The sequence below is a fragment of the Acidovorax sp. SUPP2825 genome (assembly GCF_030158995.1).
Lineage (GTDB): Bacteria > Pseudomonadota > Gammaproteobacteria > Burkholderiales > Burkholderiaceae_C > Paracidovorax.
The window spans coordinates 1-26,099 of the sequence record NZ_BQXK01000030.1; the positions used below are offsets into that span (position 1 = coordinate 1).

At 69.0% G+C, this 26,099-nt stretch carries 25 protein-coding genes and 2 pseudogenes; 12 read left to right on the plus strand and 15 right to left on the minus strand.

Translation table 11 applies throughout. The annotated features are described in order from the left end of the window. A pseudogene (locus tag AVAK2825_RS23295) lies at positions 1-116 on the plus strand (IS5/IS1182 family transposase); the annotation flags it as partial. Positions 117-122: 6 nt separating this feature from the next. Here AVAK2825_RS23295 and AVAK2825_RS23300 read toward each other — a convergent pair. Next, the gene (locus tag AVAK2825_RS23300; protein ID WP_284402809.1) at positions 123-992 is read right to left on the minus strand and encodes a LysR family transcriptional regulator; all 870 of its coding nucleotides are present in this window, start codon (positions 990-992) and stop codon (positions 123-125) included. A gap of 95 nt (positions 993-1,087) precedes the next feature. On the opposite strand from AVAK2825_RS23300, the gene AVAK2825_RS23305 reads away from it, so the two are divergent. Next, positions 1,088-2,014, plus strand: a complete 927-nt coding sequence (locus AVAK2825_RS23305) for a DMT family transporter (protein WP_284402810.1) — start codon at positions 1,088-1,090, stop codon at positions 2,012-2,014. A gap of 192 nt (positions 2,015-2,206) precedes the next feature. Here AVAK2825_RS23305 and AVAK2825_RS23310 read toward each other — a convergent pair whose 3' ends face one another. From AVAK2825_RS23310 to AVAK2825_RS23330, 5 genes are all read right to left on the minus strand, one after another. Further along, positions 2,207-2,614 (minus strand): GFA family protein, encoded by a 408-nt coding sequence (locus tag AVAK2825_RS23310; RefSeq protein WP_284402811.1) that lies wholly within the window; start codon positions 2,612-2,614, stop codon positions 2,207-2,209. A 36-nt stretch (positions 2,615-2,650) separates the two neighbouring features. Then, entirely contained in the window at positions 2,651-3,019 is a 369-nt protein-coding gene (locus AVAK2825_RS23315; RefSeq protein ID WP_284402813.1) for a VOC family protein, read from the minus strand. 164 nt (positions 3,020-3,183) lie between these two features. Further along, entirely contained in the window at positions 3,184-3,639 is a 456-nt protein-coding gene (locus AVAK2825_RS23320) for a hypothetical protein (RefSeq protein ID WP_272569261.1), read from the minus strand. A gap of 161 nt (positions 3,640-3,800) precedes the next feature. Next, positions 3,801-4,403 carry an isochorismatase family protein gene (locus AVAK2825_RS23325; protein WP_272569259.1) on the minus strand — a complete coding sequence of 201 codons (603 nt, stop codon included), beginning with the start codon at positions 4,401-4,403 and terminating at the stop codon, positions 3,801-3,803. 125 nt (positions 4,404-4,528) lie between these two features. Further along, a complete protein-coding gene (locus AVAK2825_RS23330; RefSeq protein WP_284402815.1) occupies positions 4,529-5,635 on the minus strand; it encodes a PQQ-dependent sugar dehydrogenase in 1,107 nt (368 codons plus the stop codon). A 259-nt stretch (positions 5,636-5,894) separates the two neighbouring features. Between AVAK2825_RS23330 and AVAK2825_RS23335 the strand changes: the two genes are divergently transcribed. Further along, the gene (locus AVAK2825_RS23335) at positions 5,895-6,446 is read left to right on the plus strand and encodes a C40 family peptidase (protein WP_284402848.1); all 552 of its coding nucleotides are present in this window, start codon (positions 5,895-5,897) and stop codon (positions 6,444-6,446) included. 52 nt (positions 6,447-6,498) lie between these two features. Here the strand turns inward: AVAK2825_RS23335 and AVAK2825_RS23340 are convergent, their stop codons facing one another. Further along, positions 6,499-6,882, minus strand: coding sequence for a hypothetical protein (locus tag AVAK2825_RS23340; RefSeq protein ID WP_284402816.1), 384 nt, complete (start codon positions 6,880-6,882; stop codon positions 6,499-6,501). A 285-nt stretch (positions 6,883-7,167) separates the two neighbouring features. Between AVAK2825_RS23340 and AVAK2825_RS23345 the strand changes: the two genes are divergently transcribed. The 5 genes and pseudogenes from AVAK2825_RS23345 to AVAK2825_RS23365 all read left to right on the plus strand — a co-directional run bounded on the left by AVAK2825_RS23345 (position 7,168) and on the right by AVAK2825_RS23365 (position 12,177). Then, positions 7,168-7,419, plus strand: a complete 252-nt coding sequence (locus AVAK2825_RS23345) for a GlsB/YeaQ/YmgE family stress response membrane protein (RefSeq protein WP_272569255.1) — start codon at positions 7,168-7,170, stop codon at positions 7,417-7,419. 14 nt (positions 7,420-7,433) lie between these two features. Continuing rightward, entirely contained in the window at positions 7,434-7,955 is a 522-nt protein-coding gene (locus AVAK2825_RS23350) for a hypothetical protein (RefSeq protein ID WP_284402817.1), read from the plus strand. 59 nt (positions 7,956-8,014) lie between these two features. Continuing rightward, positions 8,015-10,673, plus strand: a pseudogene (locus tag AVAK2825_RS23355) (DEAD/DEAH box helicase). Between the two features lie 132 nt (positions 10,674-10,805). Continuing rightward, the gene (locus AVAK2825_RS23360) at positions 10,806-11,303 is read left to right on the plus strand and encodes an EVE domain-containing protein (RefSeq protein WP_284402818.1); all 498 of its coding nucleotides are present in this window, start codon (positions 10,806-10,808) and stop codon (positions 11,301-11,303) included. A gap of 121 nt (positions 11,304-11,424) precedes the next feature. Next, positions 11,425-12,177, plus strand: coding sequence for a hypothetical protein (locus AVAK2825_RS23365; protein WP_284402819.1), 753 nt, complete (start codon positions 11,425-11,427; stop codon positions 12,175-12,177). A gap of 50 nt (positions 12,178-12,227) precedes the next feature. On the opposite strand, the gene AVAK2825_RS23370 is transcribed toward AVAK2825_RS23365, so the two are convergent. From AVAK2825_RS23370 to AVAK2825_RS23400, 7 genes are all read right to left on the minus strand, one after another. Next, entirely contained in the window at positions 12,228-13,094 is an 867-nt protein-coding gene (locus AVAK2825_RS23370; protein ID WP_284402820.1) for an alpha/beta hydrolase, read from the minus strand. A 27-nt stretch (positions 13,095-13,121) separates the two neighbouring features. After that, positions 13,122-13,427 (minus strand): DUF3649 domain-containing protein, encoded by a 306-nt coding sequence (locus AVAK2825_RS23375; protein ID WP_284402821.1) that lies wholly within the window; start codon positions 13,425-13,427, stop codon positions 13,122-13,124. Then, complete coding sequence (locus AVAK2825_RS23380; RefSeq protein WP_284402823.1) at positions 13,424-15,043, minus strand: PepSY-associated TM helix domain-containing protein; 1,620 nt, start codon at positions 15,041-15,043, stop codon at positions 13,424-13,426. The genes AVAK2825_RS23375 and AVAK2825_RS23380 overlap by 4 nt, the downstream gene beginning before the upstream one ends. Before the next feature lie 76 nt (positions 15,044-15,119). Beyond that, positions 15,120-17,564, minus strand: a complete 2,445-nt coding sequence (locus tag AVAK2825_RS23385; protein WP_284402824.1) for a TonB-dependent siderophore receptor — start codon at positions 17,562-17,564, stop codon at positions 15,120-15,122. A 161-nt stretch (positions 17,565-17,725) separates the two neighbouring features. Beyond that, a complete protein-coding gene (locus AVAK2825_RS23390) occupies positions 17,726-18,808 on the minus strand; it encodes a FecR family protein (RefSeq protein WP_284402825.1) in 1,083 nt (360 codons plus the stop codon). Between the two features lie 81 nt (positions 18,809-18,889). Continuing rightward, the gene (locus AVAK2825_RS23395) at positions 18,890-19,468 is read right to left on the minus strand and encodes a sigma-70 family RNA polymerase sigma factor (protein ID WP_284402826.1); all 579 of its coding nucleotides are present in this window, start codon (positions 19,466-19,468) and stop codon (positions 18,890-18,892) included. Between the two features lie 154 nt (positions 19,469-19,622). Further along, entirely contained in the window at positions 19,623-21,089 is a 1,467-nt protein-coding gene (locus AVAK2825_RS23400) for a short-chain fatty acyl-CoA regulator family protein (protein WP_284402827.1), read from the minus strand. A 120-nt stretch (positions 21,090-21,209) separates the two neighbouring features. Between AVAK2825_RS23400 and AVAK2825_RS23405 the strand changes: the two genes are divergently transcribed. Genes AVAK2825_RS23405 through AVAK2825_RS23420 form a run of 4 tightly spaced genes read left to right on the plus strand, consistent with a single transcriptional unit; the run spans position 21,210 to position 25,174 of the window. Next, the gene (locus tag AVAK2825_RS23405; RefSeq protein WP_284402828.1) at positions 21,210-21,635 is read left to right on the plus strand and encodes an acyl-CoA thioesterase; all 426 of its coding nucleotides are present in this window, start codon (positions 21,210-21,212) and stop codon (positions 21,633-21,635) included. Then, positions 21,632-22,795 carry a bifunctional 2-methylcitrate synthase/citrate synthase gene (gene prpC, locus AVAK2825_RS23410; protein WP_284402829.1) on the plus strand — a complete coding sequence of 388 codons (1,164 nt, stop codon included), beginning with the start codon at positions 21,632-21,634 and terminating at the stop codon, positions 22,793-22,795. Before AVAK2825_RS23405 ends, prpC begins: the two co-directional genes overlap by 4 nt. 56 nt (positions 22,796-22,851) lie before the next feature. Further along, the gene (locus tag AVAK2825_RS23415) at positions 22,852-24,303 is read left to right on the plus strand and encodes a bifunctional 2-methylcitrate dehydratase/aconitate hydratase (RefSeq protein WP_284402830.1); all 1,452 of its coding nucleotides are present in this window, start codon (positions 22,852-22,854) and stop codon (positions 24,301-24,303) included. A 4-nt stretch (positions 24,304-24,307) separates the two neighbouring features. Further along, positions 24,308-25,174, plus strand: a complete 867-nt coding sequence (locus AVAK2825_RS23420) for an isocitrate lyase/PEP mutase family protein (protein ID WP_284402833.1) — start codon at positions 24,308-24,310, stop codon at positions 25,172-25,174. 71 nt (positions 25,175-25,245) lie between these two features. Here the strand turns inward: AVAK2825_RS23420 and AVAK2825_RS23425 are convergent, their stop codons facing one another. Next, positions 25,246-26,085: a hypothetical protein gene (locus AVAK2825_RS23425; protein ID WP_284402835.1), complete on the minus strand. Its 840-nt coding sequence runs from the start codon at positions 26,083-26,085 to the stop codon at positions 25,246-25,248. Positions 26,086-26,099: the final 14 nt, after the last annotated feature.

Genomic DNA, 26,099 nt, shown 5'->3' on the forward strand with positions numbered 1-26,099 from the left:
TCTCCCGGGACTATGAGCGGTTGCCGGAAGTGCTCGGCGGGCTACATTTTCTGGTGTTTGCAGTGCTCATGTTGCCCGCCGCTGCACGGGTGCTAGCTGCGGCGGGAAGTTCATAACACGCTCTAGGGCCTGGCCAGCGTTTTCAGTAGCTGCTCTTGCATGGCGTCCACTGCCGCCGAGTGCCTGGATGCCTTGCTGCGCAGCGCGGCCACCTCCATGGAAATCAAGGGGGGCAGCTCGAATCCCGCGGGCAGGTTCTGCAATATCTGGAGATGGGCAGGCACGCTGCAGCGGGTAAAGACCGCGACGGCAAGGCCGCTTTCCACCGCAGCCAGTTGTCCCGCCAGGCTCGAGCTGTGGTACACGACGCGGTGGGCCCGGCGATGGGCCGCGAGGCTGGACAGCGCCGCGGTTCTGGCCATGCTGCCTTCCTCGTAGACGGCAATGGGCAGCGGGGTCTTGCGCCACACCTCATGCTGCGCAGCGCCGGCCCAGACCAAGGGCTCCTGAAAGAGAAGCCGGCCCCGTTGCGGCTTGTCGCGGGACACGAGCGCCAGGTCCAACTCACCCCGCACGACCTTGGGAATGAGCGAAGTGGATTGCTCGCAGGTCAGCTCGATCTCCACTCCCAGGTAGCGGCCCGCGAAGCTGCGCAACACCGGCGTCAGGTAGGTCGATGCATAGTCATCGGGAACGCCGAGCCGCACGCGTCCGGACAAGTCCGGCCCGAAAAGCGCCGTCTGCGCCTCCGTCTGAAGGGCCAGCATGCGGCGCGCATAGCCCAGCAGCTCGGCGCCCGCTGGCGTCAGCTGCAGGTGGCGAGGCCCGCGCAGCAACACCGGCCGTTCCAGGGCGGCCTCCAGTTTCTTGATCTGCATGCTCACGGCCGCCTGGGAGCGGTGAACCAGGGGCGCTGCCGCCGAAAGCGAGCCCGCATCCACCACCGCCACGAAGGCGCGCAGCCAGTCGATTTGCAGATCGGGATAAGTCATTGAATGCTTTCGATGCTTGTTGAATTCGATTGTCGAATATCAGGCTATCGAACTATTTGCTTTACGGCAATCCGCCGCGGTATGAGCATCGGGACATGGACCACAAGCCTTCCGCCACGTTGCAACCATCGCGCCCCACCGAGGTCGGCGCTTGTGCCAAGCGGGAAGCGCGAGGCCAATGGCTGATGATCGCCGGGGGCGTGCTGCTGGGCACCGTCGGCGTGTTCGTCGAAGAGGCGAATCAACACCCTCTGGTGACCGTGCTGTTTCGCTGCGCATTCGGAGCGTTGGCGTTGCTGGCATGGGGCGTCGCCACGGGCCTAACGCGAGAGCTTCGCCTGCGCGGTCGCAGCGGGTGGATCGTCTGCGCGACGGGCTGCCTGATGGTCGTGAACTGGGCGCTGTTCTTTGCCGCCATACCGCGCACGTCGATTGCCGTCGCGACGGTGGTCTTCCACATTCAGCCGGTGTGGATCATGGTGTTCGGTGCGCTGGTGCTGCGCGAGCATGTCACTGCGGCGCAGAAAGCCGCAACCGCCGTGGCATTGGGCGGTCTGGTATTGACCACCGGCCTGTGGGGCGGTGGCTCCGTGGCCGGCGCATCCGGGTCCGGCTACCTGACGGGCCTGCTGATGTGCCTGGGAGGATCGCTCAGCTACGCCGGCGTGACGATCATCGCCAAGACAGAGAAGGTCGTCACCCCGTTCGCACTGGCGTGGTGGCAGTGCGCGGTGGGGATGCTGGTGCTGCTGTGGGTCCCATGGGCGCATGGTTGGCCCTCGGACGCCGCCGCATGGGCTTGGCTGGCAGGACTGGGCGTGCTGCATACCGGTCTGGCCTATGCCATTTTGTTCACGGCAATGGCCTGCCTGACTCTGGGCAGGGTCGCCGTGTTGCAGTATGTCTACCCATTGACGGCAGTGCTGCTGGACTGGGCGGTCTATGGCCGGATGCTGAGCCCGACCCAGCTGGCAGGTGTCGGCCTGATGGCGCTGGCGCTCTTCGTCATCAAGACCCGATAGCCCGGCCACACGACTTGGGCCGGAAGGCGCGCCGGCATGCCGCTCCAAGAATCCTCTCGCGGAGATGTCTTGGGCGCCAGCTTCTGCTGACACGCCCGTCAGAGGACATTCGCCAGGCTTTTCAGATGGAGGAACCCGGCAGCTTCTGCGAACCTTCAGGGTTGCAGTGGCACGGGCACCGCCCTGCCCGGCTCATGGCTGCCCGTCGAACGACTCCACACTGTCTGGCAGGCCCACCCAATCGTGACGACGCCGGGTCCAAATCTGGCGCTGCGGGGTGCCCAGCTCTTGCCGTTGCTTCAAAGTGCCGATCCGCAACGAGTAGGACTGCGGATTCTCGAGCGCACAGGCATACAGCGAACTCCCGCAGACTTCGCAAAACGCAAGCAGGCGCTGGTTGCCGCTGGCGGCCGTCTTGGTGTAGGTGCGGGGCTGCCCCTTGATCAGCCGGAAACCGTCTGCCGGCGCGGCGATGTTTGCCCGGAAGGCGGAGCCGGATTGGGCTTGGCAGTCCGCGCAATGGCAGACCGTCGTGGTGCCGGGCTGTACCTGCGCTTCGTATTCGATGGCGCCGCAGTAGCAGCTTCCTTCAACCTTCATCGTTGGCTCCTTCGGCCGTAGTGTGGGCATGCGCCTTCAATCCTGCGGCAGATGGCACACCGCTTCCACGTTGTGGCCATCCGGCGCGATGACGAAGGCGGCGTAGTAGTGCGGGTGGTAATGCAGGCGCAGTCCTGGGGGACCATTGTCCTGGCCCCCGGCTTCGATCGCCGCGCGATGGAACGCGTCGACCTGGCGCCGGCTTTCCGCCGTGAACGCCAGATGCAGCGGGCTCGGCCGGTCTTCGGCATCGTAGATCCAGAGCGAGGGTTTGCCGTTCTTGCCCAAACCCGCCCCGTGCGGCCCCTTCATGGCGACGCCGATCCCCAGGGGCGCCAGGGCGCGCAAGAAGAAAGACGCACTGGCCTCGCTGTCGCTGGCGCGGATACCGATGTGGTCGAACATGAGAACTCCTGTTCGGGGATGTGAGGGTGGAGGCCGGCCCCTTCGGCCCCGTTTCCGCCAGGCCGGCCCAAGGCGGTTGTAGCGGCTGGCTCACCAATCTGCATTGCGGCAGATCAATTCACGCCGAGGCACAGGACCCGGCCGCCACAGCGGTCACCCTCGCCTCAACGGATCTTGTACAGCACTGCCGCGCCGGGCCTGGGTTCGAAGGCCGGCACGGTGCGTTGTTTCAGGGGGGCGCCCTTGGCATCCCAGACCAGCGTCTCCACCGGGTACTCGTCCTTGCGGGTCATAGCGCCGATCTGCTGGACGATCACGGCCGAAGCAGCCGCCACTTCCGGGTTCCATGCGAACACACCGACCCTGCCGTAGAACACGGCCGGTGCGTCGGCATCGAGGCGACGGTCCGGGCACATCACCAGGCCGCGGTCCCGCATGACCCGCAATGCGCCGACGGGCACGGCCTTGACCGTGGGTGTGGTGCGCTCGGTGCTGTGGCCAGGGCAGACATTGGCTGAGCGGGTCACCATGTCTTCGGCCACCTGCCGGTCGGACTGCGCGAATGTGGGCAGGGTCGCACCAGACAGGGCGAGCAAAGCGAAAGCGGACTTCCAATGCATGGGGTGAAAACTCCTTATGGGGTAAAACTCCAAACCTTTGCAGCAGCCCCGGAGGGGACGGCCGCCAAGGACGCGATCAGATCCTATCAACCCGGTCACCGGGCGCTGCCCAGGGATGGGACATGGCCAGGCTCGCCTGGCCGCTCCCCCCCCCCCCAGGCTCACTTCACCAGCGCCAGCAAATCCTTGAAGGCCGGGTGTTCCGCCGTGCGCGCCCATTCGAAGATGACCATCTCGGTCGTGACCAGTTCGGCGCCCGCGCCGGCCAGGCGGTCGAAGGCGGCGTCGCGGTTGCGCTCGGTGCGCGAGCCGCAGGCGTCGGTCACCACGCACACGTCGAATTCGTCCTCCAGCAGGTCCAGCGCCGTCTGCAGCAGGCACACATGGGCCTCGCAGCCGGCGATCACGATGGCGCCGGGCTCTTCGGCCGTGGGCTGGGGTTTCTGCAGGTGCTTGGGCAGGCTGCGGGCGTTGCCGGCAGGCGGCTTGGGCTCGGGGCGCAACCATTCGCCCAGGCCTTCCTCGGCCGCGCTGAAATGCATCTTGGCCAGGGTCTTGCGGCACAGCGCACGCAGCGCCGGATCGTTGGGCCCCAGGCGCGAGGGGTTTTGCTCGGTGCCCCATACCGGCACCTCCATCAACTGGGCCGCCCGGGCCAGGCGCAGCGCGTTGGCCAGCACGGCCGGGCCTTCGAAGATGGCGGGCATCAGGCGTTCCTGGTAATCGACCAGGACGAGTTGGGATTCGGAGGCGTCGAGCAGCATGGGCGGGGTGCGCTGGGCAAAAGGTGAAAGATTCGGGGATTGTCGCAGCCGTGCTTGGCGTAGGGTCCTTGGGGGCGTGCGACGGGGTGGACCGGCGCGGGAACGCCCGATCCGCCCAGTGGGAGTCAGCGCGTCAGACGCAGCATCCGGCCCTGGGGTCCATCGGTCAGCAAGTACAGCCAGCCGTCCGGACCCTGGCGCACGTCGCGGATGCGTTCGGCCAGGCCGCCGAGCAGGTATTCGTCGCGCACCACCTTGCCGTTCGCCAGCTCCAGCCGGTGCAGCCGGCTGAACTTGAGCGAGCCGATGAACAGGCTGCCCCGCCAGTCGGCGCCGTAGCGGTCGCTGGTCAGGAAGGCCATGCCCGAGGGCGCGATGGACGGCACCCAGTAGTGCAGCGGCGGCTCCATGCCCGCCTTGTGCGTCAGCCCTTCTCCGATCTTGCCGCCGCCATAGTTTTCGCCGTAGGTGACGACCGGCCAGCCGTAATTGCGGCCGGCCTGGGGCACGTTGATTTCATCGCCCCCCTGCGGGCCGTGCTCATGGACCCACAGCCGCCCGTCCGGGGCGATGGTCGCGCCCTGCGGGTTGCGGTGGCCCCAACTCCAGATTTCGGGCAGCGCGCCGGCCCCGGTCGGGTTGCCCGGGCCCGGCGAACCATCGGGCTGCACATGGAGGATCTTGCCCAGGTGTCCGTCGAGCTTCTGGGCGTCTTCCTTACGGGTGGAGCGCTCGCCCACGGCCAGAAAGATCGATCCGTCCCGGGCCTGCGCGATGCGGCAGCCGAAGTGCAGCGAGCTCTGCACCTTGGGCCGTTGGCTGAAGATCACGCGCACGTCGCTCAAGGCGGTTTCGCCAGGGGCCAGCACTGCGCTCGCCATGGCAGTGCTGTTGCCGGCCTCGCCCTGCGCCGCGGGCTCGGAGTAGCAAAAGAAGATACGCCGGTTGCGCTCGAAGTCCGCGTCGGTGACCACATCGAGCAGGCCGCCCTGCCCGCCGAACACGACAGGCGGCAGGCCGGATATGGGCGGGTTGATGCGGCCATTGGCATCCACCACCCGCAGGCGGCCCACACGCTCCGTCACCAGGAACCGCCCGCCCGGCAGGAACGCCACGGCCCAGGGATTGGACAGGTCCTGCGCCACCGTCACAGCGTTGGCCTGGTTTTTGGCCGCCTGGGGGGCGACCGGGGTGGCAGTCTGGGCCCTCGCCGTTCCATGCGCGAGCGCCATGGCGGCGGTGCAGGATGTCAGCGCAACGCGCAGAAAACGATTTAAACGCACATATTTATCAAATTTCATGCGACGGAATTGGTGGATGAATGTAACGCCGTTATGCACTGTGCCTATGGGGCAGGCCCCCAATTTGCTTGGATCGCCTTTGACAAAGCATGCCACGCCCGCTGATCCATAGTCAAAAGCCATGAAGCCTGAACCTTTGCGACATTTTTTGCCAAAAGATGCCCGGAGACGCGTGTTACCCTCGCGCCCCATGTCTCGATGGATTTGCCTATTGTTGCTGGCCTGCGCCAGCGCCCACGCCGCCCCCAACAATGCGCCCTCTGATGATCTGGACCGTCTTGTCCGCGAGAAGACCATGCTCTCGCAGCTGCAGGAAGCCCGGCACAACGTGCAGGACAAGGCCGGAGAAGTCGTCGCCACGGCCATGGGATTCCTCGGAGTACCCTACCGCCGGGGGGGCAACGACGTCGAAACCGGTTTTGATTGCAGCGGCTTCATCCGCACGATCTACGGCAAGGCGGCTGGCCTCGTACTCCCGCGCCGCGCCGACCAGCAAGCGGCCGCCACCGAGAAGATCGAGAAAAAAGACCTTCAACCGGGCGACCTCGTCTTTTTCAATACCATGCGCCGCGCCTTCAGCCATGTCGGCATGTACGTGGGTGACGGCAAGTTCATCCACTCGCCCCGCAGCGGTGCGGAAGTCCGAGTGGAAGACATGGGCGCGTCCTATTGGCAGCGCCGCTTCAACGGTGCCCGCCGTGTGAGCACCGACGACGCCGGCAAGGACGGCTCGGCCAACTGAGCGTTTCGGCAGGGTGCGCCGCGTGCGCATGGTGTGACTTCGCCTGAGGCCGTCAGGGCTTGATGACCGTCGTGGTTTCCGTGCTGCGAATGGGTTCGCCCACCACATTCACGGGACGGGCATCGGGATTGCGCAGCATTTCCTTGGCGGCAGCCATATCGGCCTGGTAGCGGGCCCGGGCCTGTGATTCGCACGACTTGCGCGCGCCGGCTTCACCCGCACGGCATTCTTCCAAAGCCACCTTCAAACCACCGCCTGCCTCGCGGATTGCGGTCTGGTAGCGTTGCGCGGGCGTGGTGTCCGGCCGTGCACCGCGCTCCAGCGATGCCTGATCGCTCTGGGCAATGGCTGTCGAGGGCAGCATGGCGCCCCCGGTGGCCGCGGCCAGCGCCAGCACGGTGGCGGACAAGACAGTGCGAGGGGATCGGATGGGCATGGCTTTCCTTTCTTTTCTTGTGGGAGAGCCATGACCTTATCCAGCCGGGAATTCGCCGAACGCGGGATTCACGCGCGTCGGCTTGTCGGCCGGCTCCCACAGCCGGCGCCCCAGGCTCTGCCGCGCTGGCCTGACGAGAGTGCACTGTCTTGGTGCGCACCGCCCTCATCCGGTTCTTTGTGAGAACCTCCATTCCGGGCCGGCGGCACAGTGCGCCTCGTCCGACATGGCGCCTTGCGGGCCGCCGGGTAGATTCGTCTTATCTCAACCAGAAAGTGCCTGCCCATGTTCTCCGTCCTCGGTGTTCTTCTCGTCGGTCTCGTGGTGGGCTTGCTCGCCCGTGCGCTCAAGCCAGGGGATGACAAGCTCGGCTGGATCATGACGGCGCTGCTCGGCGTGGCCGGGTCGTTCCTGGCCACCTACATCGGACTCGCCATGGGCTGGTACCAGGAGGGCGAGCCGGCCGGCTGGATCGCCTCCATCCTCGGCGCGATGCTGCTGCTGGTGGTGTACAGCTTCTTCAAGAGCAAGAACTGAAAGGCGGCCGCCCCGTGGCGAAACGTGTTCCCAGTGCCTCGGCCCTGGCCGGCAACGACCCCGATCTGCTGGCAGCCGTGCAGCGCAGCCGGCGCCTGCTGCACCGGCGCGCACTGATGGCCGCCGCCGCGGGCACCGTGCCCATTCCGGGCCTCGATTGGGCGGTGGACGCGGCCTTGCTGTCCCGACTGGTGCCGCAGATCAATGCGGAGTTCGGCCTGACGCCCGAGCAGATCGACCGGCTCACGCCCCACAAGCGCGAGCAGGTGCAGAAGGCGGTCGGCCTCGTCGGGTCGGCCTTGATCGGCAAGTTCGTCACCCGCGAGCTGGTGATCCGGGCCACCCAGGCCGTGGGCATGCGCCTCACGGCCAAGCAGGCGGCCAAATACGTGCCGCTGGCCGGCCAGGCCGTGGCGGCCGTGCTGGGCTACACCACGCTGCGCCTGCTCGGCGAGCAGCACCTGCGCGATTGCGTGGAAGTCGCCAAGGCGGCCCAACTCACCTTGCCGGCGCCAGGGGGCGATTCGAAGCGCTGAATCCGCCACCCGGCCGCCCTGCATTCGAACGCGCCGCTTGCCCGGCACAATGGCCGCCCATGCCGCCGCGCCCCTCCGCTGACTCCCATTACGCCAAGCGCGCGTCCGTGACCTCGGATGCGCGGGAGCAGGCCATCGGCGCCTGGGTCTCCGCACTGCAGCGCCGGGCCGATGCCGCCACGCTGGCGCGGCTGCCTACCCTGTCCGATGCCGAGGCCGCGCAGGTCATGGCGCGCATGCGCGGCGATGCGCCCCGCGCCGCCGCCCCGCCGGGCCGATTCCAGCCGCGCATCACGCTGCGGACGCTGGGCCGTGGCGACGGCCTGCTGGGCCTGCGGCCCCACGGGCCGATCGGCCCGCGCGGCGACCAGGTCACGCTGGCCCGCATCGACTGGACCTACCGCACGCCGGACGGCGCCGCCTGGGAAACGCCCGCCCCCACCTCGGTGCTCAACAGCCGCCCGCCGGCCGTGCAGGAGCTGTACGACACCGGCGGCCCCGTGCTGCGCCTGCAGCGCGATGGGGTGGCCGAGGCGGACGCCATCGACCTCGTGCGCGACCTGGGCCTGCTGCCGGTGCCCGAAACGGCCTTGCAGTGGCGCGACCGTGCGGGTGCTCCCGTGCTGGGCCCTGTCTGGACGCTGCCGCAGGAGGCGGCCTTCGGCGACTTCTGGGCCGAGCAGGTGCCGCGCCTACAGGCCCATGGCTGGGCCGTGTCGGTGCTGCCCGGCTTCGCGCACGAGAGCGTTCCCGTGCAGCGCTGGACGCTGCGCCTGGACCCCGACACCGGCGAGCTGCTGGGCAAGGACCTCGCCGGCCCGCTGGGCCCGCGCGAACGCCCGGTGCAAAAGCTGCATCTGCCCGAACGCGAAGGGGCCTGGCTGCTGAGCCTGGGCATCGAGGTGGACGGCGAGACGCTGGACTTGGCGCCCCTGCTGGCCGATCTGCTCCGGCGCGAACCGCGCTGGCTGAACGCCGCGCAGATGGCCGCCATCGACGACCACGCCACCGTCTCGCTGCGCGCGCCCGGCGGGCGGCGCATCGATGCGCCCGCGGCGCCGCTCAAGGCCATCGTCGGTGCGATGGTGGACCTGCTCACCGATCCGCTGCGCAACGCCGGCCGGCAGCGCCAGGACGGCGACCCGCTGCGCCTGGGCCCCTGGGAGATGCGGCGCATCGAGGCCCTGCGCGCCGGCCGGGCTGCAGGTGCCGCTGCGGCCGTACCAGCTCGAGGGCCTCGCATGGCTGCAATACCTGCGCGCCCAAGGGTTGGGCGGCATCCTGGCCGACGACATGGGCCTGGGGAAAACGGCGCAGGCGCTGGCCCATGTCCTTACCGAAAAGGAAGCGGGCCGGCTCGCGCACCCTGCGCTGGTAGTGCTGCCCACCTCGCTCGTCTTCAACTGGCAGGCGGAGGCGCAGCGCATGGCCCCGGGCCTGCGCGTGCTCAGCCTGCACGGCGCGGACCGGCGCGAGCGTTTTGCCCGCATCGGCCAGCACGACCTGGTGCTGACGACCTACCCGCTGGTGTGGCGCGACATCGACGCGCTGGCCGCGCAGCCGTGGCACCTGCTGATCCTGGACGAGGCGCAGATGGTCAAGAACGCCGGCAGCCGCAGCGCCCGCGCCCTGCGACGCCTGAACGCTCCGCATCTGCTTTGCCTCACCGGCACGCCGCTGGAGAACCACCTGGGCGAGCTGTGGGCGCAGTTCGACTTCCTCATGCCCGGCTTTCTGGGCGATGCGCGCAGCTTTTCCCAACGCTGGCGCAAGCCCATCGAGGAGAACGGCGAAACCCTGCGGGCCGAGGTGCTGGCCCGGCGCGTGCGCCCGTTCATCCTGCGCCGCCGCAAGCAGGACGTGGCCACCGAACTGCCGCCGCGCACCGACGTCGTGCTGCGCCTGCCGCTGCAGGGCCGCCAGCGCGAGCTGTACGAGGCGGTGCGTGCCGCCGCCGACCAGCAGGTGCGCCGCGTGCTGCAGCGCCAGAGCTTCGACGGCGCGCAGATCACCCTGCTGGATGCGCTGCTCAAGCTGCGGCAGGTGTGCTGCGATCCGCGCCTGGTCAAGGGCAGCGAGGCCGCCCGGGCGCAGCCCGCCACCATGGAACGCGCCAAGCTCGAATGGCTGGCCGACGCGCTGCCCGCCCTGGTCGCGCAAGGGCGCCGCGTGCTGGTGTTCTCGCAGTTCACCGAGATGCTCGCCCTGGTGGCCGAAACGCTGGAGGCGCTCGCCCTGCCCTTCCTCGCGCTGACCGGAGACACCCCGCCCCGCGCGCGCGGCGCCGTGGTGCGGCGCTTCCAGGACCGCGGCGATGCAGGCGCGCCGCCCGTCCTGCTGGCCAGCCTCAAGGCCGGCGGCGTGGGCCTGAACCTGACCGCCGCCGACACGGTGATCCACCTCGACCCCTGGTGGAACCCCGCCGTGGAGGAGCAGGCCACCGCCCGTGCCCACCGCATCGGGCAGGACCAGCCGGTGTTCGTCTACAAGATCGTGGTGGAAGGCAGCATCGAGGAGCGCATGCTGGAACTGCAAGCCCGCAAGCAGGCGCTGGCGCAGGGGGTGCTGGGGCACGACGCCGCGGGTGCGGCCAAGTTCAGCGAGGCGGACCTGAACGCCCTGCTCGCCCCCTTGTCGGAACCCCAGGACAACCCACTGGCCATCCCGGCGCACGATGCGATCCGGTGGGGCGGCACGGGACCGGCGAGCCTGCGGTGAATTCGCGAATAAGGGTGTTTTTGGCTCCATGCCCTAGTGAATCATGCCCTTGTTGCTATTAAATAAATAGCATTGACCCTCTGGCGGCGTGAAGGGCTCGATCCTTGCGCCGCATCCCGCCAGAATGGTGCCATGACGACGACCCCGCCCCCCGAACTCCGCTACTGGCTCATGAAGTCCGAGCCGCAGGAATGCTCCATCGACGACGCCCTGGCCGCCCCGGATGCCACCGTGCCCTGGACCGGCGTGCGCAACTACCAGGCGCGCAACTTCATGCGCGACGGCATGCAGGTGGGCGACGGCGTGCTGTTCTATCACTCCAGCTGTCCGGAGCCGGGCATTGCCGGCCTGGCGCGCGTGGCATCTGCCACCCGGCCGGACCCGACGCAGTTCGACCCCGAATCGCCCTACCACGACCCCAAATGCCGCCCGGACCAACCGCGGTGGCTGCTGCTGGACGTGCAGGCGCTGCGCAAGACCCGCCTGCTGCCCCTGGCCGAATTGCGCGCCCGGCCGGAGCTCGCCGGTCTGCAGGTGCTGCAAAAAGGCAGCCGCCTGTCCATCACGCCGGTCGATGCGGCGGACTGGAAGCGGGTCGTCGACGTGCTGGACGCGGCGCCGCCCGCCTGAGCCGCCCCCTGCGAGGGCCCAACGGTGCCGCCCGGCCACGGGCGCAGCGCCTGGTGCCGGTGCCTATCATGGCCTGCCCTCCACTCCCTTTTCGCGGCGGCACCAGCGCCCCGCGTCCGCCATGCGCAACATGCTCGACTTCAGTTCCTGGCACACCCTGCTCACCACCGCGTTGGGGCTGCTGCTGGCCTCGCTGCTCATGGTGGGCATCCGGCTCGTGTTCATGCAGACCATCCAGCGCCGCCGGGAGCGCGAAAACCGGCAGATCAACGAGCGGCTCAAGACCCTGATCGCCGCCTACAAGACCTTGGGCGGCTCGTTCACCGGGCAGTTGCAGGTGAGCCCGACGCACATGCGCGACCTGCGCCGGCCGGCTGGCAGCCCAACGTCATCGCTGGCTCCTGCGGAAGGCGATCCGGCCACCGGAGAAGGGGCGCTGGCACCGCCGACCAGCACCGAGCGCCAACGCCGCGTGCGCGACGCGGTGGAGGCCGCGCTGTCCGACGTGATCCTGCTGGGCACCGAAGAGCAGGTGCAGCTTGCCGCCCAGGCCGCGCAGGACATGGTGGCCGGCCGCAGCATCGAAACGGCTCAGCTGGTGGTGTCGCTGCGGCAGTTCATTCGGGCGGCGCTGGACCTGGAGCCCATTGCACAGGGTCTGCCGATTCCCGTGCAGGGGCCGCTGCGGCCCGGTGGAAGCGGTGGCGCGGGCGCCCGGCGCGCCAATGCCGATGGCGGTGCGCGAGGGAGCGGAGGCGGCACCGGCGGTGGAATGGGGGCCGGAGGGAGCGGGATGGGAGTGGCGACCCACCCGCCCGGTGGTGACCCGGCCGACAACGAAGGACCCGCCACGCCGGCCGCCAGCGGGCGCTGAGGGGCTCGCCCACCCTTCACACACGAGTCCGCCCGGCACGGCGTACCGCCTCAGTCGCTATCGCGCAGGTGTTTCGCGAGGAACGCCGAAATCCGCGCCTCGTAGGCCGGCGGATCGAACCCATGCAGATCGACATGCGCCGCACCATCGACCACCCACAAAGCCTTCGGGTCGTCGGCCGCCGCGTAGATGCGCCGGGTTTCCGCCAGGGGGGTGTGGCGGTCCTCCGATCCGGCCGCGATCAGCAGCGGCACGTGCAGCGACGGCAGGTCGGCGATGGGCCGCAGCTGATCCGCGGAAACGCCCAGCCGCACGGGAAGCTGCCACAGCAGCAGCGGCGTGAGCCACCGGCCCGCCGGCCCCAGGTACATCGCCAGGCGGTCGGAGACCGCGTCTTCGATCGTGGGGAACATCGACTCCAGCACGACGGCCTCCAGGGACAAGTCGGGCCGGGACAGCACGAGCGAGGCCGCCCCGAGCGATGCGCCGATCACACCGATCTTCTCGTCGGGCAGCGCGTCGGACAGGTAGTCCAGGGCCGCCGCCACGCCTTGCGATTCGTTCCAGCCGAAGGTCACCCGGTCCCCGGCGCTCTCGCCATGGGCGGGCAGATCGATGAGCAGCACCGAATAGCCCAGGCGATGGAGAAACCGGGCCCGGCCCAGCATCTGCCGCCGGTCCGCACCGATGCCATGCAAAAGCAGCACCGCCCCGGCCCCGGCATCGCCACGGACCAGCCAGCCCGCAAGGGACTGGCCCGTGACGGTATCGAACCGCACCGGGCTCGCGGGCAGATCGCCCGGGGCTGCGCCCACGGGCCGATGGTGCGGATGGCTCAGGACTTCGCCCGCACCGAGCAAAACCGCTAGGCACAAAAAAGCGGCAGCGAGTGCCGCGAGGATTCTTCGACGTTTCATGGGCAGCGATGCTAGCGGCCCATGGGGTCACCGCCACCACCACAGCAGGCCAACGCAGGGCGCTGCCGCCACGCCCAGGCCAAGCCAGGCCCGCGTCGCGCTGCGCGCGCAGAACACCCACAGCGCAATGGCCGCGTACACCGCGAAGCTGAGCAACGTCGCCAGCAGCACGCCATCCGCTCGGCTTCCTCCCCACAGGCGCGGCGCGGCCAGCGCCAGCACGGCGGCAAGCAGGGACGCCACGGCGTACCCCCCCGCGCAAGCGGCCAGCACCCGGCTGGCAACGCCGAGCCGGCCGGCCGAACGCGTCGCTGGCCGAAGGGGGCGGCTCATCCCTGCACCCCGCTGCGCGGCGCAGGGTGCCGGGGGGCGCCCGGCACCGCCTTGCGCGCGCCGTGCCAGCCCTGCCCGGTGCGGTACGCGGCCCACGCCAGCGCCGCGCCGAAGGCCAGCGCGGCGAGCTCCACGCCAGCGCGCTGCCCATCGCCCGCCAGGGCGTAGCGGCCCAGGTGCTGGCCGGTGGTCCAGGCGTTCAGCGCGGGCAGCGCCACGCACAGCGCCGCCGCCGCGCCCAGTTGCTCCACCCAGGCCCGGCGCGGCGGACGCAGCGCGGCGTGCAGCAGCGTGGCCAGCCAGACCGCCAGGAAGGCCCGGATCTCCCACAGCGCGCGGCCGGGCAGTTCGCCGGGCAGCAGGCGGTTGGCATGGAGGTAGCCGATGCAGGCCACCCCGATGCCTGCCACGGCCGCGACGTTCAGGGCCTCGACGGCGCGGTAGACGCCGGCCGTGGCACGGCCGAACTCGTTGCCGCAGGCGCGGCGCCGCTTCACGCTGAACAGCACGGTGCCGGTGGCCACCATCACGGTGCCGAGCAGCCCGCTGGCGAAGTACAGCCATTTCATCGGCCAGCCTCCGAAGCGGGCGAAGTGCAGCGACTCCATCACGGCGTGCACCTGCTCCGAAGCGAAGGCGGCGTCGGGGTCCGGCCGGCGCACCTGCAGCACGGTGCCGCTCACGCCGTCGAACACCGCGGTGGCCACCGGGTTCAGCAAGGCGCGGCGCTGGCCTGCGCCCGGCTCGGCTTCGCGGGGGCCGAGCACGCGCACCGTGGCATTCGCATCGCCCGGTGCCTCGACCACCACCATGCGCGGTGGCTGGCCCGTCAGGTCGCGGGCCCTTTGCAGCAGCGGTGCCACATCGTGCAAGGCCGCGGGCCGGCCCGTGCGGGGGCGGCGCAGCGCTTCGCCCTCGCCGTGGTGCAACTCGGCCTGGAACCGGGCATAGGCCGTCTCGCCGCTGCCGTAGGCCGCCTGCAGGGGCCAGGGCATGTACGAGGTGTAGAAGATCGCCAGCCCGGTGTAGACGATCATGAACAGGAAGGGCAGCGTCAGCACGGCGGTGGCGTTGTGGGCGTCCATCCACGAGCGCTGGCCCTTGCCGGGCCGGAACGTGAAGAAATCCTGAAAGATGCGCCGGTGCACGACCACGCCGGACACCAGCGCCACCAGCATGGCCATCGACACCCAGCCGACGACCCAGAAGCCGAGCGCGTTCCACTGCAGCATGTAGTGGAACGACATGAAGTGGCGTCCGCCTTCGGTCGCCCGCCCCCAGGGCAAGGGCAGCACGGCGCCGGTCACCGGGTGCAGCGCGGCCGTCTGGTTGGCGCGGCCATCGCGCCACGCCAGCAGCAGGGCATCGCCCGGGGCCTGGGGCAGCTCGATGCGCCAAAAGCGCGCGCCGGGTGCCTGCGCGGCCAGGTGCCGCACGGCCTGGGCCAGCGCGTGCGGCAAGGCCCCCTGTGTGCCGGCCCCGGCGTCCGCCAGCACGGGCCGGGCCTCCATCCAGCGGGTGATCGGCTCCCGGAACACGCTGAGCGTGCCCGTGAGGAAGATGGCGCACAGCAGCCATCCGCAGACGAGGCCGCACCAGGTGTGCAGCCACGACATGGACTGGCGGAAATTGCCGTTGCCTTTCACGCGGGCCCCATCCCTGGCCATTCGCTGCGCGATCGACTGCGCATGGTCAGAAGGCGCCGCGCAGGGTCAGCATCACGTTGCGGGGGTCGCCGTAGTAGCTGCCGTTGACCAGCGCGGTGACCGAGCTGTAGTAGCGCTTGTCGAAGACGTTGTTCACGTTCAGCGCCGCGGTCCAGTGGCGGTTGATCTGGTACTTGACCAGCGCATTCCACACCGCCCGCCCGCCGTTGGTGGCGCGCACGGCGCCGATCTGGCGGTAGCTGCCGCTTTGCGCGTTGACGCCGCCCCCGAGGGTGATGGCGTTCCACTCGCCCGGCAGCTGGTAGGTGCTCCACAGGCGGAACAGGTGCTTGGGCGTGTAGCTGTTGAAGGACAGGCCCTGGCTGCTCACGTCCTTGAGGTACTTGGTCTGGTTGAAGGTGTAGCCGGCGAACAGGTTCCAGTGGCGCGCGACCTCGCCGCTCACCTCGGCATCCAGGCCCTGGCTGCGCACCTCGCCCGTGTCGGTGTAGCAGTAGTAGTCGCTGCGGCAGGTGGGGCTGGTGCTGAAGTCTTCCTGCGCGCGGTTCTTCTGGTCCACGCGGAACAGGGCGAACGAGGCATTCACCTTGCCGTCCATCAGCTCGCCTTTGAGGCCCGCTTCGTAATTGGCGCCCACCATGGGCTTGAGCAACTGGCCCGCCTCGTTCAGCTCGGACTGCGGCTTGAAGATGTCGGAATAGCTCACGTAGGCGGACCATTGCGGGTCGAGCGCGTAGATCAGCCCGGCATAGGGGTTGACCTTGGCGTTCTCGCGGCTGTGGGTGGCCGAGGTGGACGGCGCCGCGCCGGTGGTGACGGTGTCCCAGTCGGTGCGGAACCAGCTGACGCGCGCGCCGACCACCAGCTTGAGCGGGTCGGTCAGCTGCAGGCGCACCGCGTTGTAGAAGCCCAGTTGCCGGGCCTTGCCCTGCCGAGCCTCGCGGGTGCCGGTGTAGATCTCTGCGTCCGTGGGCTCGCGGAAGTCGGGGTTGTAGCTGTTCAGGCCGAAGATGTTGTAGTTGGTCCGAAAGCCGTAGACGGTGTCGTTCGTGGTGTGCGTGTAGTTGACCCCGCTCACCAGTTCGTGCCGCCGGCCGAAGGCGTCGAATTTTCCGGTCAGGTTCGCGTCGATGCCCGAGGTCTCGATGTCGGCGATGGACCGGGCCACGATGTTGGCGCTCTGCATCAGCGCCGGATTGACCGCCCGGTTGACCCCGGCGTACTTCAGATCGTGCTCTTCCTTGAGGTGCATCGCCGTGAACTGCAGCTTCCAGTCGTCGTTGAACTGGTGCGCCGCATCGAAGTACAGCCCGCGGTTGGACGACTCCTGCCGGTTCCAGGTGGCGCCCAGGTAGGTCGAGCGGGGCAGGTTCAGGTCTCCGCCGGTGGCGTAGCGCGGCAGGCCGTTCATGGAGGGGCGGCCCCGCGTTTCTTCGGAGCTGGCCCCGAAGTTGATGCGCGTGGCGGCCGAAACATCGTATTCCAGCGTGCCGTATACGGTCGGGCTGCGGCGGTTCACGTAGTCCATGAACGAGTGGTGGTCTTCGTAGTCGATCAGCGCGCGGCCGCGCAGCGTGCCCTCTTCGTTCAGGACGCGGCTGGTGTCCAGCTGCGCGCCGTAGCGGTCCCACGAGCCCACGCGGGCCTCCACCGTGGTGGCGTTGGTGCCGAGAGGACGCTTGCGCACCAGGTTGACCGCCCCGCCGGGGCTGCCTTCGCCCTGCAGCAGGCCGGCGGCGCCACGCAGGACCTCGGCCCGGTCGATGATCGCCATGCCGGACGAATAGTTGCTCGCCCGCCCGTACATGCCGCGGTTGAGTGGCACCCCGTCGTACTGCACCGTGGTCAGGTCGTAGCCGCGCGAATAGATGTATTTGCCTCCCTGCGGGCTTTGCGCCAGCGTGATGCCGGTGGTGCTGGCGAGCGCGTCGTAGACCGAGGTGATGTTCTGCTCGTCCATCAGCTGGCGCGTGACGACGCTGATCGACTGGGGAATGTCCTTGAGTGCCTGGGCGCCCTTGCCCACCGTGACGGCGCGCGTGGTGTACGAGCCCGTGTGCTCGGTCGCCACAGGGCGCTCGGCCTGGGCCGATACCGTCACGGGCGCGAGCGTGGCCGTGCCTGCGCCTTGCGGCACGCGGCGCACGACCACCGAGGTGCCTTCGATCTCCGCGAACAGCCCGCTGCCCGCCAGCAGGCGGTTGAGGGCCTCGCGGGCGGTGAGGCGCCCTTGCACGGCCGGCGCCACCTTGCCCTCCACCAGTGCGGGCTGCACCATCAGCTCCAGGCGCGCCTGCCGCGCCAGCGCATCCAGGGCCTGGGCCAGGGGCTGGGCCGCGATGCGGATGTCCACCGGCACCGATGCCGCAGCCTGCGCACCGGCCCCCGGCTGGGCATGGGTGGGCAAGGCGCCCAGTGCCAGGGCGGCCGCCACGGCCAACGGGGCAGGATGGAAACGAAAACGGGACATGCGAACGATCTCCGGAAGGTTGGGAATAAGAAGCCTTCTCAGGTAGACCCATGGCTTGGCAAAACCCCAACCTGGGTTTTGCGCTTTTTTTCGAAAGGCGATTCAGTGGCTTGTCCCCGGGGTCGGACCGCACGTGCGCGCACGCCTGGCGCAAGGCCGGCTCAGTGCGCCCCGACGATTTCGGTGTGCGGCGCCTCGCCCTGCAGGCGCACCGGCAGCACCTTGGGCAGCGCCTGCCGGAAGTTTTCCAGGCGGCGCGGGTCGAAGGTGCCGGTCATGCGCAGTGCGCCCACGGCCGCATCGCGCACCATGAGGCCGGTCGGCCCGTAGCGCTCGAACTCCGCCAAAGCCTGCGCCAGAGGCACATCGTCGAAGGTGATGCGCCCGTCGCGCCAGGGGGCGACCCCGGCCGTCGCCACCGGGCCGACCGGCGCCATGCGGCCCGCGGCATCGGCCGCCACCTGCTGCCCGGCGATGAGCACCACCGCGGCCGCGCCAGGCTGCCCGGGTGGGCTCACGGCGCCGCCGGCCGCCGCCACGCGCACCCGTCCCTCCTCCACGGCCACGCGCACGCCGTTGTCGCCGGGAACGCTGGCGGTGTGGCGCACGGAAAAACGCGTGCCCACCACCGTCACCTTCACGCCTCCGGCGAGGACATCGAACGGCCGGGCCGCATCGCCCTGCACCTGGAACACGGCTTGCCCCTCGGGCAGGCGCACCTCGCGCCGCTGGCGGTACAGCGCCACCTCCACCCGCGTGGCGGTATCGAGCCGCAGGCGGCTGCCGTCGGGCAGCTGCACGTCCAGTTGCTGGCCGCGTTCCGTCGAGAAGTTCTGCACGAAAACCGGCTGCTGCTGCCAGTGGTCCCAGGCCAGGTAGCTGCCGCCCCCGGCCATGAGCACGACCACCGCCGCCACGGCGGCCTGCGGCACCAGGGCCGACCAACCCTGCAGCCACGCCCTGCGCCCGGTGTGCGCCGGCGCGGGCTTGCGGTCCGCCTGGGCCTGCTCGGCCGCCAGTTGCCGACGCAATTGCGCCACGCCGGCCGCAGGCAGCTGGTCCAGCCGCTGCCAGTCGGCCTGCCAGCGGGCGAATGCCGCCTGTCGGCTGGGGTGCCCGGCCAGCCAGGCCTGGAATTCGGCGTTTTGCTCTACGCCCCGTTCCCGGTCCAGGCGCGCGAACCACGCCAGCGCCTCGGTATCGAGGTCGCTGGACGAGGGGGCCGCGCGGTGGGGATCGGTCATGGACATTTCAAAAGGGTACCTGGCAGTAGACGCACGGCGCGGCGCCATCCCAACCTTGCGGACCCAAGAATGGGGAGCGCGTCATCGCGGGCTTTCTGTTGGTGTGGGCTGTGCCGATGTGCGGGGCGTGCCCCCCAGCCGGTCCTGGCAGTCGCGGCAGGCCTGCATGCCCCGCTGGATGTGGCGCTCCACCATCGTCACCGAAATGCCCATGCGGCGCGCGATGTCCGCCTGGGCAAGGCCATCGAACTTGTGCAGGATGAACGCCTCGCGGCAGCGCAGCGGCAGTTCGCCGATGGCAGCCAGCAAAGCGTTCACGGTCTGGGAGGACATGGCCGCCACCTCGGGCTCGCAGGCCCGTGGGCCGGCCAGGGCCTGGGCGGCCTGCTCGAAGCCATCGTCGCCCTCCAGCGGGGCATGCTGTCCGCGCACCGCGTCGCGGCGGTGCTGGTCGATGACGAGGTTGCGCGCCGTGCGGTACAGAAACGCCCGGGGCTCCGCGATGGGCTCGCCCGACCGCTGCACGGCCAGCACCCGCGCATAGCTTTCCTGCGCCAGGTCGGCCGCCATCTCGCGATCCTGGACGGACCCCTGCAGGAACCTCAGCAACTCTCGGTAATAGCGCGCGAACACGGAAATCTGAACCAGGGAATGGGCCATGCCCATCGACATGGCCAGACCCCGCGAACGCAGGATCGATGGCGCAAAAGGCAAGTGAAGGCCGCAGTATAGGAGATGCAGTGAATGAGATTCACTTCGAACTGCGCGCACCATGTTCGCAGATGCGCTCATCGGCCCGTGCCACGGTGCGCGGCTACCCACGGCCCGCCGTGTCCCCGGCCGGGTACGGGGTGAAGCGGCTTTCGTTCTCGCTCACATCCAGCGGCCGGCCCAGGAATGGGAAGGCCCGTTGCGGACAGCCGATGCGTTCGCACACCTTGCAGCCCATTCCGATGGGCGTGGCGATCTCGGGATCGTCCAGGTCCATGCCGCGCGAATAGACCAGCCGGGGCGCATGGCGGATGTCGCAGCCCAGGGCCACCGCAAAGGTCTTGCTCGGCGCGCCGAAGCCGCCTTGGCCCGTGGAGACCGTCCGGGCGATCCAGAGGTAGCTGCGTCCGTCCGGCATGCGCGCCAGTTGCGGCAGGATCTTGCCGGGCTGCGAAAACGCCTCGTATACGTTCCACAGCGGGCAGGTGCCACCCGTCTTGGAGAAATGGAAATGGGTGGCGGACTGGCGCTTGGAGATGTTGCCGGCCCGGTCCACGCGGATGAAGAAGAACGGCACGCCCGGCGCGCCGGGCCGCTGCAGCGTGCTGAGCCGGTGGCAGATGGTCTCGAAGCCGACGCCGAAGCGCCGCGCCAGCCGGTCGATGTCGTAACGCGTGGTTTCGGCGGCCTGCAGAAACACGGCGTAGGGCAGCAGCAAGGCCCCTGCGAAGTAGTTGGCCAGGCCGATGCGCGCGAGTGCGCGCGCCTGCGGGTCGTACTGGAATTCCGGCAGATCCACCAGCGCATCGAGCAGCGTTGAATGCGCCAGCAGCGCCCACTGCGTGCCCAGCTGGAAGGCGAGTTGGCCGGGATCGAGCGACGGGGACAGCCGCAGCACCTTGCTGCCCGGGTCGTAGCTGCGCAGGTGCGTGCCCGTGTCGTCCTGCGATGGCACGGTGCGCACGCCGTGCTGCTGTTGCAGGCGCCGCGCCAGCCAGTCGGACAGCAGACCGCCCTCGGCCTGCGCCTCGGCGGCCAACTGCTCGGCGGCGCGGTCGATGGAATCCAGGTAGTTCTGGTGCGAAAGGAAGAAGTCACGCACGCGCTCGAAGGCCATGGGCTGCGCGGGTGCAAGGGGGGCCTGGCCGTTGTCCGGCCCCCCTTCTTCCCCCCGGCCGTCGCCCAGGCGCACGGCGAGTGCCTCCAGCCGCTGCGTGGCTTCGAGGTGGCGCCGGTGCAGCGCCAGCAGCGCGCGGCCCACGGCCGGCATCTGCGAGGCAATCTCCCGAAGCTCCGGCAGCGCGACCGACTCGCCCCCGGGGTTGTCCGCCAGCGCCTCTTGCAAGCCCGCCACCATGCGCGCCTCTTCGTCTTCGGAGAACTGCTGCACGTCCACCCCGAGCGTGCGGCTGACCTTGAGCAACACGGCCACGGTGAGCGGCCGCTGGTTCTGCTCCAGCTGGTTCAGGTAGCTGGGCGACAGGCCCAGCGCCTGCGCCATGGCGATCTGCGACAGGCCACGCTCGGCGCGCAGCTTGCGCAGGCGCACCCCCATGAAGGTTTTCTTCATCGCGTCGCCCGCCACCCAGAAGAAAAATTCGCAGAATTTGCAAACCGGCTGTTTTTCATTCGCAAAGCTTCGCCTTTTCAGTGCTTTATCAATGCCTTCATTGTGCGTAGATTGCGAAGCATGACAACCCCCAGCGGCCCCCTCTTCGCGTTCCAGGACATCGTCTTTCCCTGCCAGGCGAACCACCACGGCACGCTGTTCGCAGGCCATGCCCTGCAATCCATGGCCAAAGCGGCTTTCCTCGTGGGACGCAGCGTCGCCCAGCGGGATGTGGTGATGGCCAGCGTGACCGGCATCGACTTCGTGTCGCCTGTGCCGGTGGGCCATGTGCTCACGCTGCAGGCCCGCGTGAGCCGGGTCGGCCGCAGTTCGATGACCGTCTGCGTGACCGGCCTGGCGCAGGCCCTGGGTGGGCCGCAGCAGGAGGTGCTTCGGGGCGTGTTCGAAATGGTGGCGGTGAACGCCGCCGGACGCCCCGCACCCATCCCCCGCTCCGATGCAGCCCTGCCCAACGATCCCCTCCCCTTTGCAAAGGAAATCGCATGACCCTCGCGACCCCCACCGCGCCCCCGGGCGCCCGCGTCAAGAAATCCGTGGCCCTGTCCGGCGTCACGGCCGGCAACACGGCGCTGTGCTCCGTCGGGCGCACCGGCAACGACCTGCACTACCGCGGCTACGACATCCTCGACATCGCCGAGGTCTGCGAGTTCGAGGAAATCGCCCACCTGCTGGTGCATGGCAAACTGCCGACCACCGCGGAGCTGCGCGCCTACAAGGCCCGGCTCCGGGCGATGCGCGGGGTGCCGGCCAGCGTCAAGTCGGCGCTGGAGCAGATCCCCGCGCACGCCCACCCGATGGACGTGATGCGCACCGGCGTGTCGGCGCTCGGCTGCACCCTGCCCGAAAAGGACGAGCACCCCACGCCCGGCGCTCGCGACATTGCCGACCGGCTGCTGGCATCGCTCGGCTCGATGCTGCTGTACTGGTACCACTGGTCCACCCAGGGCCGGCGCATCGACGTCGAAACCGATGACGACTCCATCGGCGCGCACTTCCTGCACCTGCTGCATGGCCGCAAGCCGCCGGCGAGCTGGGAGCGCGCCATGCACACCTCGCTCAACCTGTATGCCGAGCACGAGTTCAATGCCTCCACCTTCACCGCGCGCGTCATCGCCGGCACCGGCAGCGACCTGTATTCGTCGATCTCGGGTGCCATCGGCGCGCTGCGCGGCCCCAAGCACGGCGGCGCCAACGAGGTGGCCTTCGAGATCCAGAAACGCTACGACAACCCCGACGAGGCCGAGGCCGACATCCGCCGCCGCGTCGAGGCCAAGGAGGTGGTGATCGGTTTCGGGCACCCGGTCTACACCGTGAGCGATCCGCGCAACGCGGTCATCAAGGGCGTGGCCAAAACCCTGTCGCAGGAGGCGGGATCGACCCGCATGTTCGACATCGCCGAACGGCTGGAGGCCGTGATGCGCGAGGCCAAGAACATGTTTCCCAACCTGGACTGGTTCAGCGCCGTGAGCTACCACATGATGGGCGTGCCCACGGCCATGTTCACGCCCCTGTTCGTCATCGCCCGCACCAGCGGCTGGGCCGCACACGTGATCGAGCAGCGCATCGACAACAAGATCATCAGGCCCAGCGCGAACTACACGGGGCCCGAAGACCAGGCCTTCGTCGCCTTGGCCGACCGCACCTGAAGCCGCATCGGCGCATTCCATCCTTCTTTGTTCAACACCACTGACACTCCTGCCCCATGTCCGCGCCCATCAGCAACATCCGCCCCGAATACGACCAGGTCATCATCGATATCGTCGACTACGCGCTCCGCTACGAGGTGACCTCGGAACTCGCGCTCACCACCGCCCGCCACATCCTCATCGACACCCTGGGCTGCGGGTTGGAGGCGCTGGAATACCCCGCGGCGCGCAAGCTCATTGGTCCCATCGTCAAGGGCACATCGGTACCCCACGGCGCCAAGGTGCCGGGCACCCCGTTCCAGCTCGACCCGGTGCAGGCCGCGTTCAACATCGGTGCGCTGATCCGCTGGCTCGACTTCAATGACACTTGGCTGGCCGCCGAATGGGGCCATCCGTCGGACAACCTGGGCGGCATCCTGGCCGTGGCCGACTGGCTCAGCCGCACCGCCGTGGCGGCGGGCAAGCCACCGCTGGTGATGCGCGACGTGCTCACCGCCATCGTCAAGGCCCACGAGATCCAGGGCGTGATCGCGCTGGAAAACGCCTTCAACCAAGTCGGGCTCGACCATGTGGTTCTGGTCAAGGTGGCATCGACCGCGGTCGTCTCCCAGTTGCTGGGCCTGTCGCGCGATGAGACGCTGGCCGCCGTGTCGCTGGCCTGGGTCGATGGACAAAGCCTGCGCACCTACCGCCACGCGCCCAACGCAGGCAGCCGAAAGAGCTGGGCGGCGGGTGACGCCACCAGCCGTGCCGTGCGCCTGGCGCTGATCGCGCAGACCGGGGAGATGGGCTGCCCCTCGGCACTGACCGCGAAAACCTGGGGCTTCTACGACGTGTCCTTCAAGGGCCAGCCGTTCCGCTTCCAGCGCACCTACGGCAGTTATGTGGCGGAGAACGTGCTGTTCAAGATCAGCTTTCCGGCCGAGTTCCACAGCCAGACTGCGGTCGAAGCCGCCATGGCTTTGCACCAGCAATTGCGGGACGCAGGCAAGACCGTGGACGACGTGCAGCGCATCACCATCCGCACGCACGCGGCCTGCATCCGCATCATCCACAAGCAGGGCCCGCTGAACAACGAGGCGGACCGCGACCACTGCATCCAGTACATGGTGGCGGTGCCGCTGATTTTCGGCCGGCTCACCGCGGCCGACTACGAAGCCGGCGTAGCGGCCGATCCGCGCATCGACGCGCTGCGCGCCAAGATCCATTGCGTGGAAGACCCCCGCTACACCGCCGACTACCACGACCCGGAAAAGCGCAGCATCGCCAATGCGCTGACCGTGGTGTTCAACGACGGCAGCGCCCTGCCCGAAGTGGCGGTCGAATACCCCATCGGACACCGGCGCCGGCGCGCCGAAGGCATTCCACTGCTGGAGGCCAAGTTCCGCCGCAACCTCGCGCGCAGCTTCCCCCCGAAGCAGCAGGACGCGATCCTGGCGGTCTCGCTCGATGCGCAGACGCTGGAGGCCCTGCCGGTGCACGAATACATCGACCTCTACGTGATCTGACGCCATGGCCCACAACCCACGCAAACATCTGCGCGCACTGGTGGAGGCCCGCCGCGGCGTGCTGGTGCCGGGCGCCTTCAATGCGCTGTCGGCCCGGGTCGTCGAAGACCTGGGCTTCGAAGCGCTGTACGTCACCGGTGCCGGTGTGACCAACATGTGGTTCGGCCTGCCGGACCAGGGCTTCATGGGCCTGCACGAGATCGCCGACCACACGGCGCGCATCCGCGACGCGGTCGCCCTGCCCCTGATCGTCGATGCCGACACGGGCTTTGGGAACGCACTCAACGTGCGGCACACCGTGCGCGTGCTGGAACGGGCCGGCGCCGATTGCATCCAGCTCGAAGACCAGGTCGCGCCCAAGCGCTGCGGGCACTTTGCCGGCAAGGAAGTGATCGCCTGCGAAGAGGCGGTCGGCAAGATCAAGGCGGCGGTGGATGCGCGCACCGATCCCGGCCTGCTCATCATGGCGCGCACCGACGCGGCCGCGACGCTGGGCCTGGAGGCCGCCATCGAGCGTGCCGAGCGCTTCGCGCAAGCCGGGGCCGATCTTCTGTTCGTCGAGGCCGTCACGACGGCCGAGGACATTCGCGCGCTGCCCGGGCGCCTGGCCACGCCCCAGCTCATGAACATGGTGATCGGCGGGCGCACGCCCATCGTCGGGGCCGAGGAGTTGGGCCAGTTGGGCTACGGCATCGTGCTGTATGCCAACGCGGCGCTGCAGGGCGCGGTGGCCGGCATGCAGAAGGCGCTCACCGTGCTGCGCGAGACGAAGTGCCTCGGCGAAGACCCGGCCTTGGTGGCCCCCTTTGCAGAGCGCCAGCGCCTGGTGGGCAAGCCGGCGTGGGACGCCCTGGAGCAGCGCTATGTCTGATGCGGCCGGGGTAGCCGACTCCCCCTCGCCCGCGCCGTGGGTGCACGGTCCTTCGAAGCCGATGGTGCGCGCTATCCGATGAACGCAAGAAACGCATGGCCCTGCAAAGCCTGCACGAACACCGCCAGGACGACAGCGCCGTAGATCGCAGCCACGCCAACGACGCCGCGCTGGCCCAGCCGAAGGAGTGGGTGCAGCATCAGCACTGCGAGCGGGACGGCGTGCATGGCGTGGGTGGCGAAGAAATGCGGCACGCGCAAGTCGCCGGCATGTCGCAGCCAGCCCATCCACGCCATCGCCTCGTTGGTGCCGGGCACTGCACCGACACGGTGGCTTCCCATCACCGCCATGGTCCCGGCGGTGATCAGCGTGAGCCCGAAAGTCAACAGCAGTGCGGCAACCAGCGCGTGGCGCATGCTCGCGGACAGCGGCCGGGTGCCGGGATGGCGTGCAAGGCCCCATGCAATGGGCAGCACCATGGCCAAGAGCACCAGTGAACCCGCACCCATTGCGCTGTAAAGCGCCGCGTCGAAGGCCGTGGTGATGTTGAAATGCGAGCCCACGCCCCGCGCCGACTGCAGGGTGATCATGGCCTGCTCCATGGCGATGGCCAACAGGCCGGCAAAGATCGCCACCCGGAACACCCGCCGCTGTCGCCAAGCCGGGTCGATGAAGGCGGCAAAGCAGCCCAGACTCATGAGGTAGAGGGCAAAGCCGATCGCAAACTTGATCGGCTTCGTCCACAGCGTAAGCCCGTGCCATTCCCGGTCGTCCAGCAGACCGGCCAGCACCAGCACGGGCAGACCGGCCAGCAGCGCGCCACCGAGCCGGACCATTGGGCCATCCCAATCTGCGAGCGACGACCGCCAGGGTTGTCGCAGAGACGGGGTGAATTCGGCAGCGACAGCCATGGTGCTTGTATCGG

Coding starts and splice junctions, on each gene's coding strand:
- AVAK2825_RS23300 (WP_284402809.1), bottom strand. CDS start 992: ATGACTTATCCCGATCTGCAAATCGACTGGCTGCGCGCCTTCGTGGCG.
- AVAK2825_RS23305 (WP_284402810.1), top strand. CDS start 1,088: ATGGACCACAAGCCTTCCGCCACGTTGCAACCATCGCGCCCCACCGAG.
- AVAK2825_RS23310 (WP_284402811.1), bottom strand. CDS start 2,614: ATGAAGGTTGAAGGAAGCTGCTACTGCGGCGCCATCGAATACGAAGCG.
- AVAK2825_RS23315 (WP_284402813.1), bottom strand. CDS start 3,019: ATGTTCGACCACATCGGTATCCGCGCCAGCGACAGCGAGGCCAGTGCG.
- AVAK2825_RS23320 (WP_272569261.1), bottom strand. CDS start 3,639: ATGCATTGGAAGTCCGCTTTCGCTTTGCTCGCCCTGTCTGGTGCGACC.
- AVAK2825_RS23325 (WP_272569259.1), bottom strand. CDS start 4,403: ATGCTGCTCGACGCCTCCGAATCCCAACTCGTCCTGGTCGATTACCAG.
- AVAK2825_RS23330 (WP_284402815.1), bottom strand. CDS start 5,635: ATGGCGCTCGCGCATGGAACGGCGAGGGCCCAGACTGCCACCCCGGTC.
- AVAK2825_RS23335 (WP_284402848.1), top strand. CDS start 5,895: ATGTCTCGATGGATTTGCCTATTGTTGCTGGCCTGCGCCAGCGCCCAC.
- AVAK2825_RS23340 (WP_284402816.1), bottom strand. CDS start 6,882: ATGCCCATCCGATCCCCTCGCACTGTCTTGTCCGCCACCGTGCTGGCG.
- AVAK2825_RS23345 (WP_272569255.1), top strand. CDS start 7,168: ATGTTCTCCGTCCTCGGTGTTCTTCTCGTCGGTCTCGTGGTGGGCTTG.
- AVAK2825_RS23360 (WP_284402818.1), top strand. CDS start 10,806: ATGACGACGACCCCGCCCCCCGAACTCCGCTACTGGCTCATGAAGTCC.
- AVAK2825_RS23365 (WP_284402819.1), top strand. CDS start 11,425: ATGCGCAACATGCTCGACTTCAGTTCCTGGCACACCCTGCTCACCACC.
- AVAK2825_RS23370 (WP_284402820.1), bottom strand. CDS start 13,094: ATGAAACGTCGAAGAATCCTCGCGGCACTCGCTGCCGCTTTTTTGTGC.
- AVAK2825_RS23375 (WP_284402821.1), bottom strand. CDS start 13,427: ATGAGCCGCCCCCTTCGGCCAGCGACGCGTTCGGCCGGCCGGCTCGGC.
- AVAK2825_RS23380 (WP_284402823.1), bottom strand. CDS start 15,043: ATGTCGTGGCTGCACACCTGGTGCGGCCTCGTCTGCGGATGGCTGCTG.
- AVAK2825_RS23385 (WP_284402824.1), bottom strand. CDS start 17,564: ATGTCCCGTTTTCGTTTCCATCCTGCCCCGTTGGCCGTGGCGGCCGCC.
- AVAK2825_RS23390 (WP_284402825.1), bottom strand. CDS start 18,808: ATGACCGATCCCCACCGCGCGGCCCCCTCGTCCAGCGACCTCGATACC.
- AVAK2825_RS23395 (WP_284402826.1), bottom strand. CDS start 19,468: ATGGCCCATTCCCTGGTTCAGATTTCCGTGTTCGCGCGCTATTACCGA.
- AVAK2825_RS23400 (WP_284402827.1), bottom strand. CDS start 21,089: ATGAAGAAAACCTTCATGGGGGTGCGCCTGCGCAAGCTGCGCGCCGAG.
- AVAK2825_RS23405 (WP_284402828.1), top strand. CDS start 21,210: ATGACAACCCCCAGCGGCCCCCTCTTCGCGTTCCAGGACATCGTCTTT.
- prpC (WP_284402829.1), top strand. CDS start 21,632: ATGACCCTCGCGACCCCCACCGCGCCCCCGGGCGCCCGCGTCAAGAAA.
- AVAK2825_RS23415 (WP_284402830.1), top strand. CDS start 22,852: ATGTCCGCGCCCATCAGCAACATCCGCCCCGAATACGACCAGGTCATC.
- AVAK2825_RS23420 (WP_284402833.1), top strand. CDS start 24,308: ATGGCCCACAACCCACGCAAACATCTGCGCGCACTGGTGGAGGCCCGC.
- AVAK2825_RS23425 (WP_284402835.1), bottom strand. CDS start 26,085: ATGGCTGTCGCTGCCGAATTCACCCCGTCTCTGCGACAACCCTGGCGG.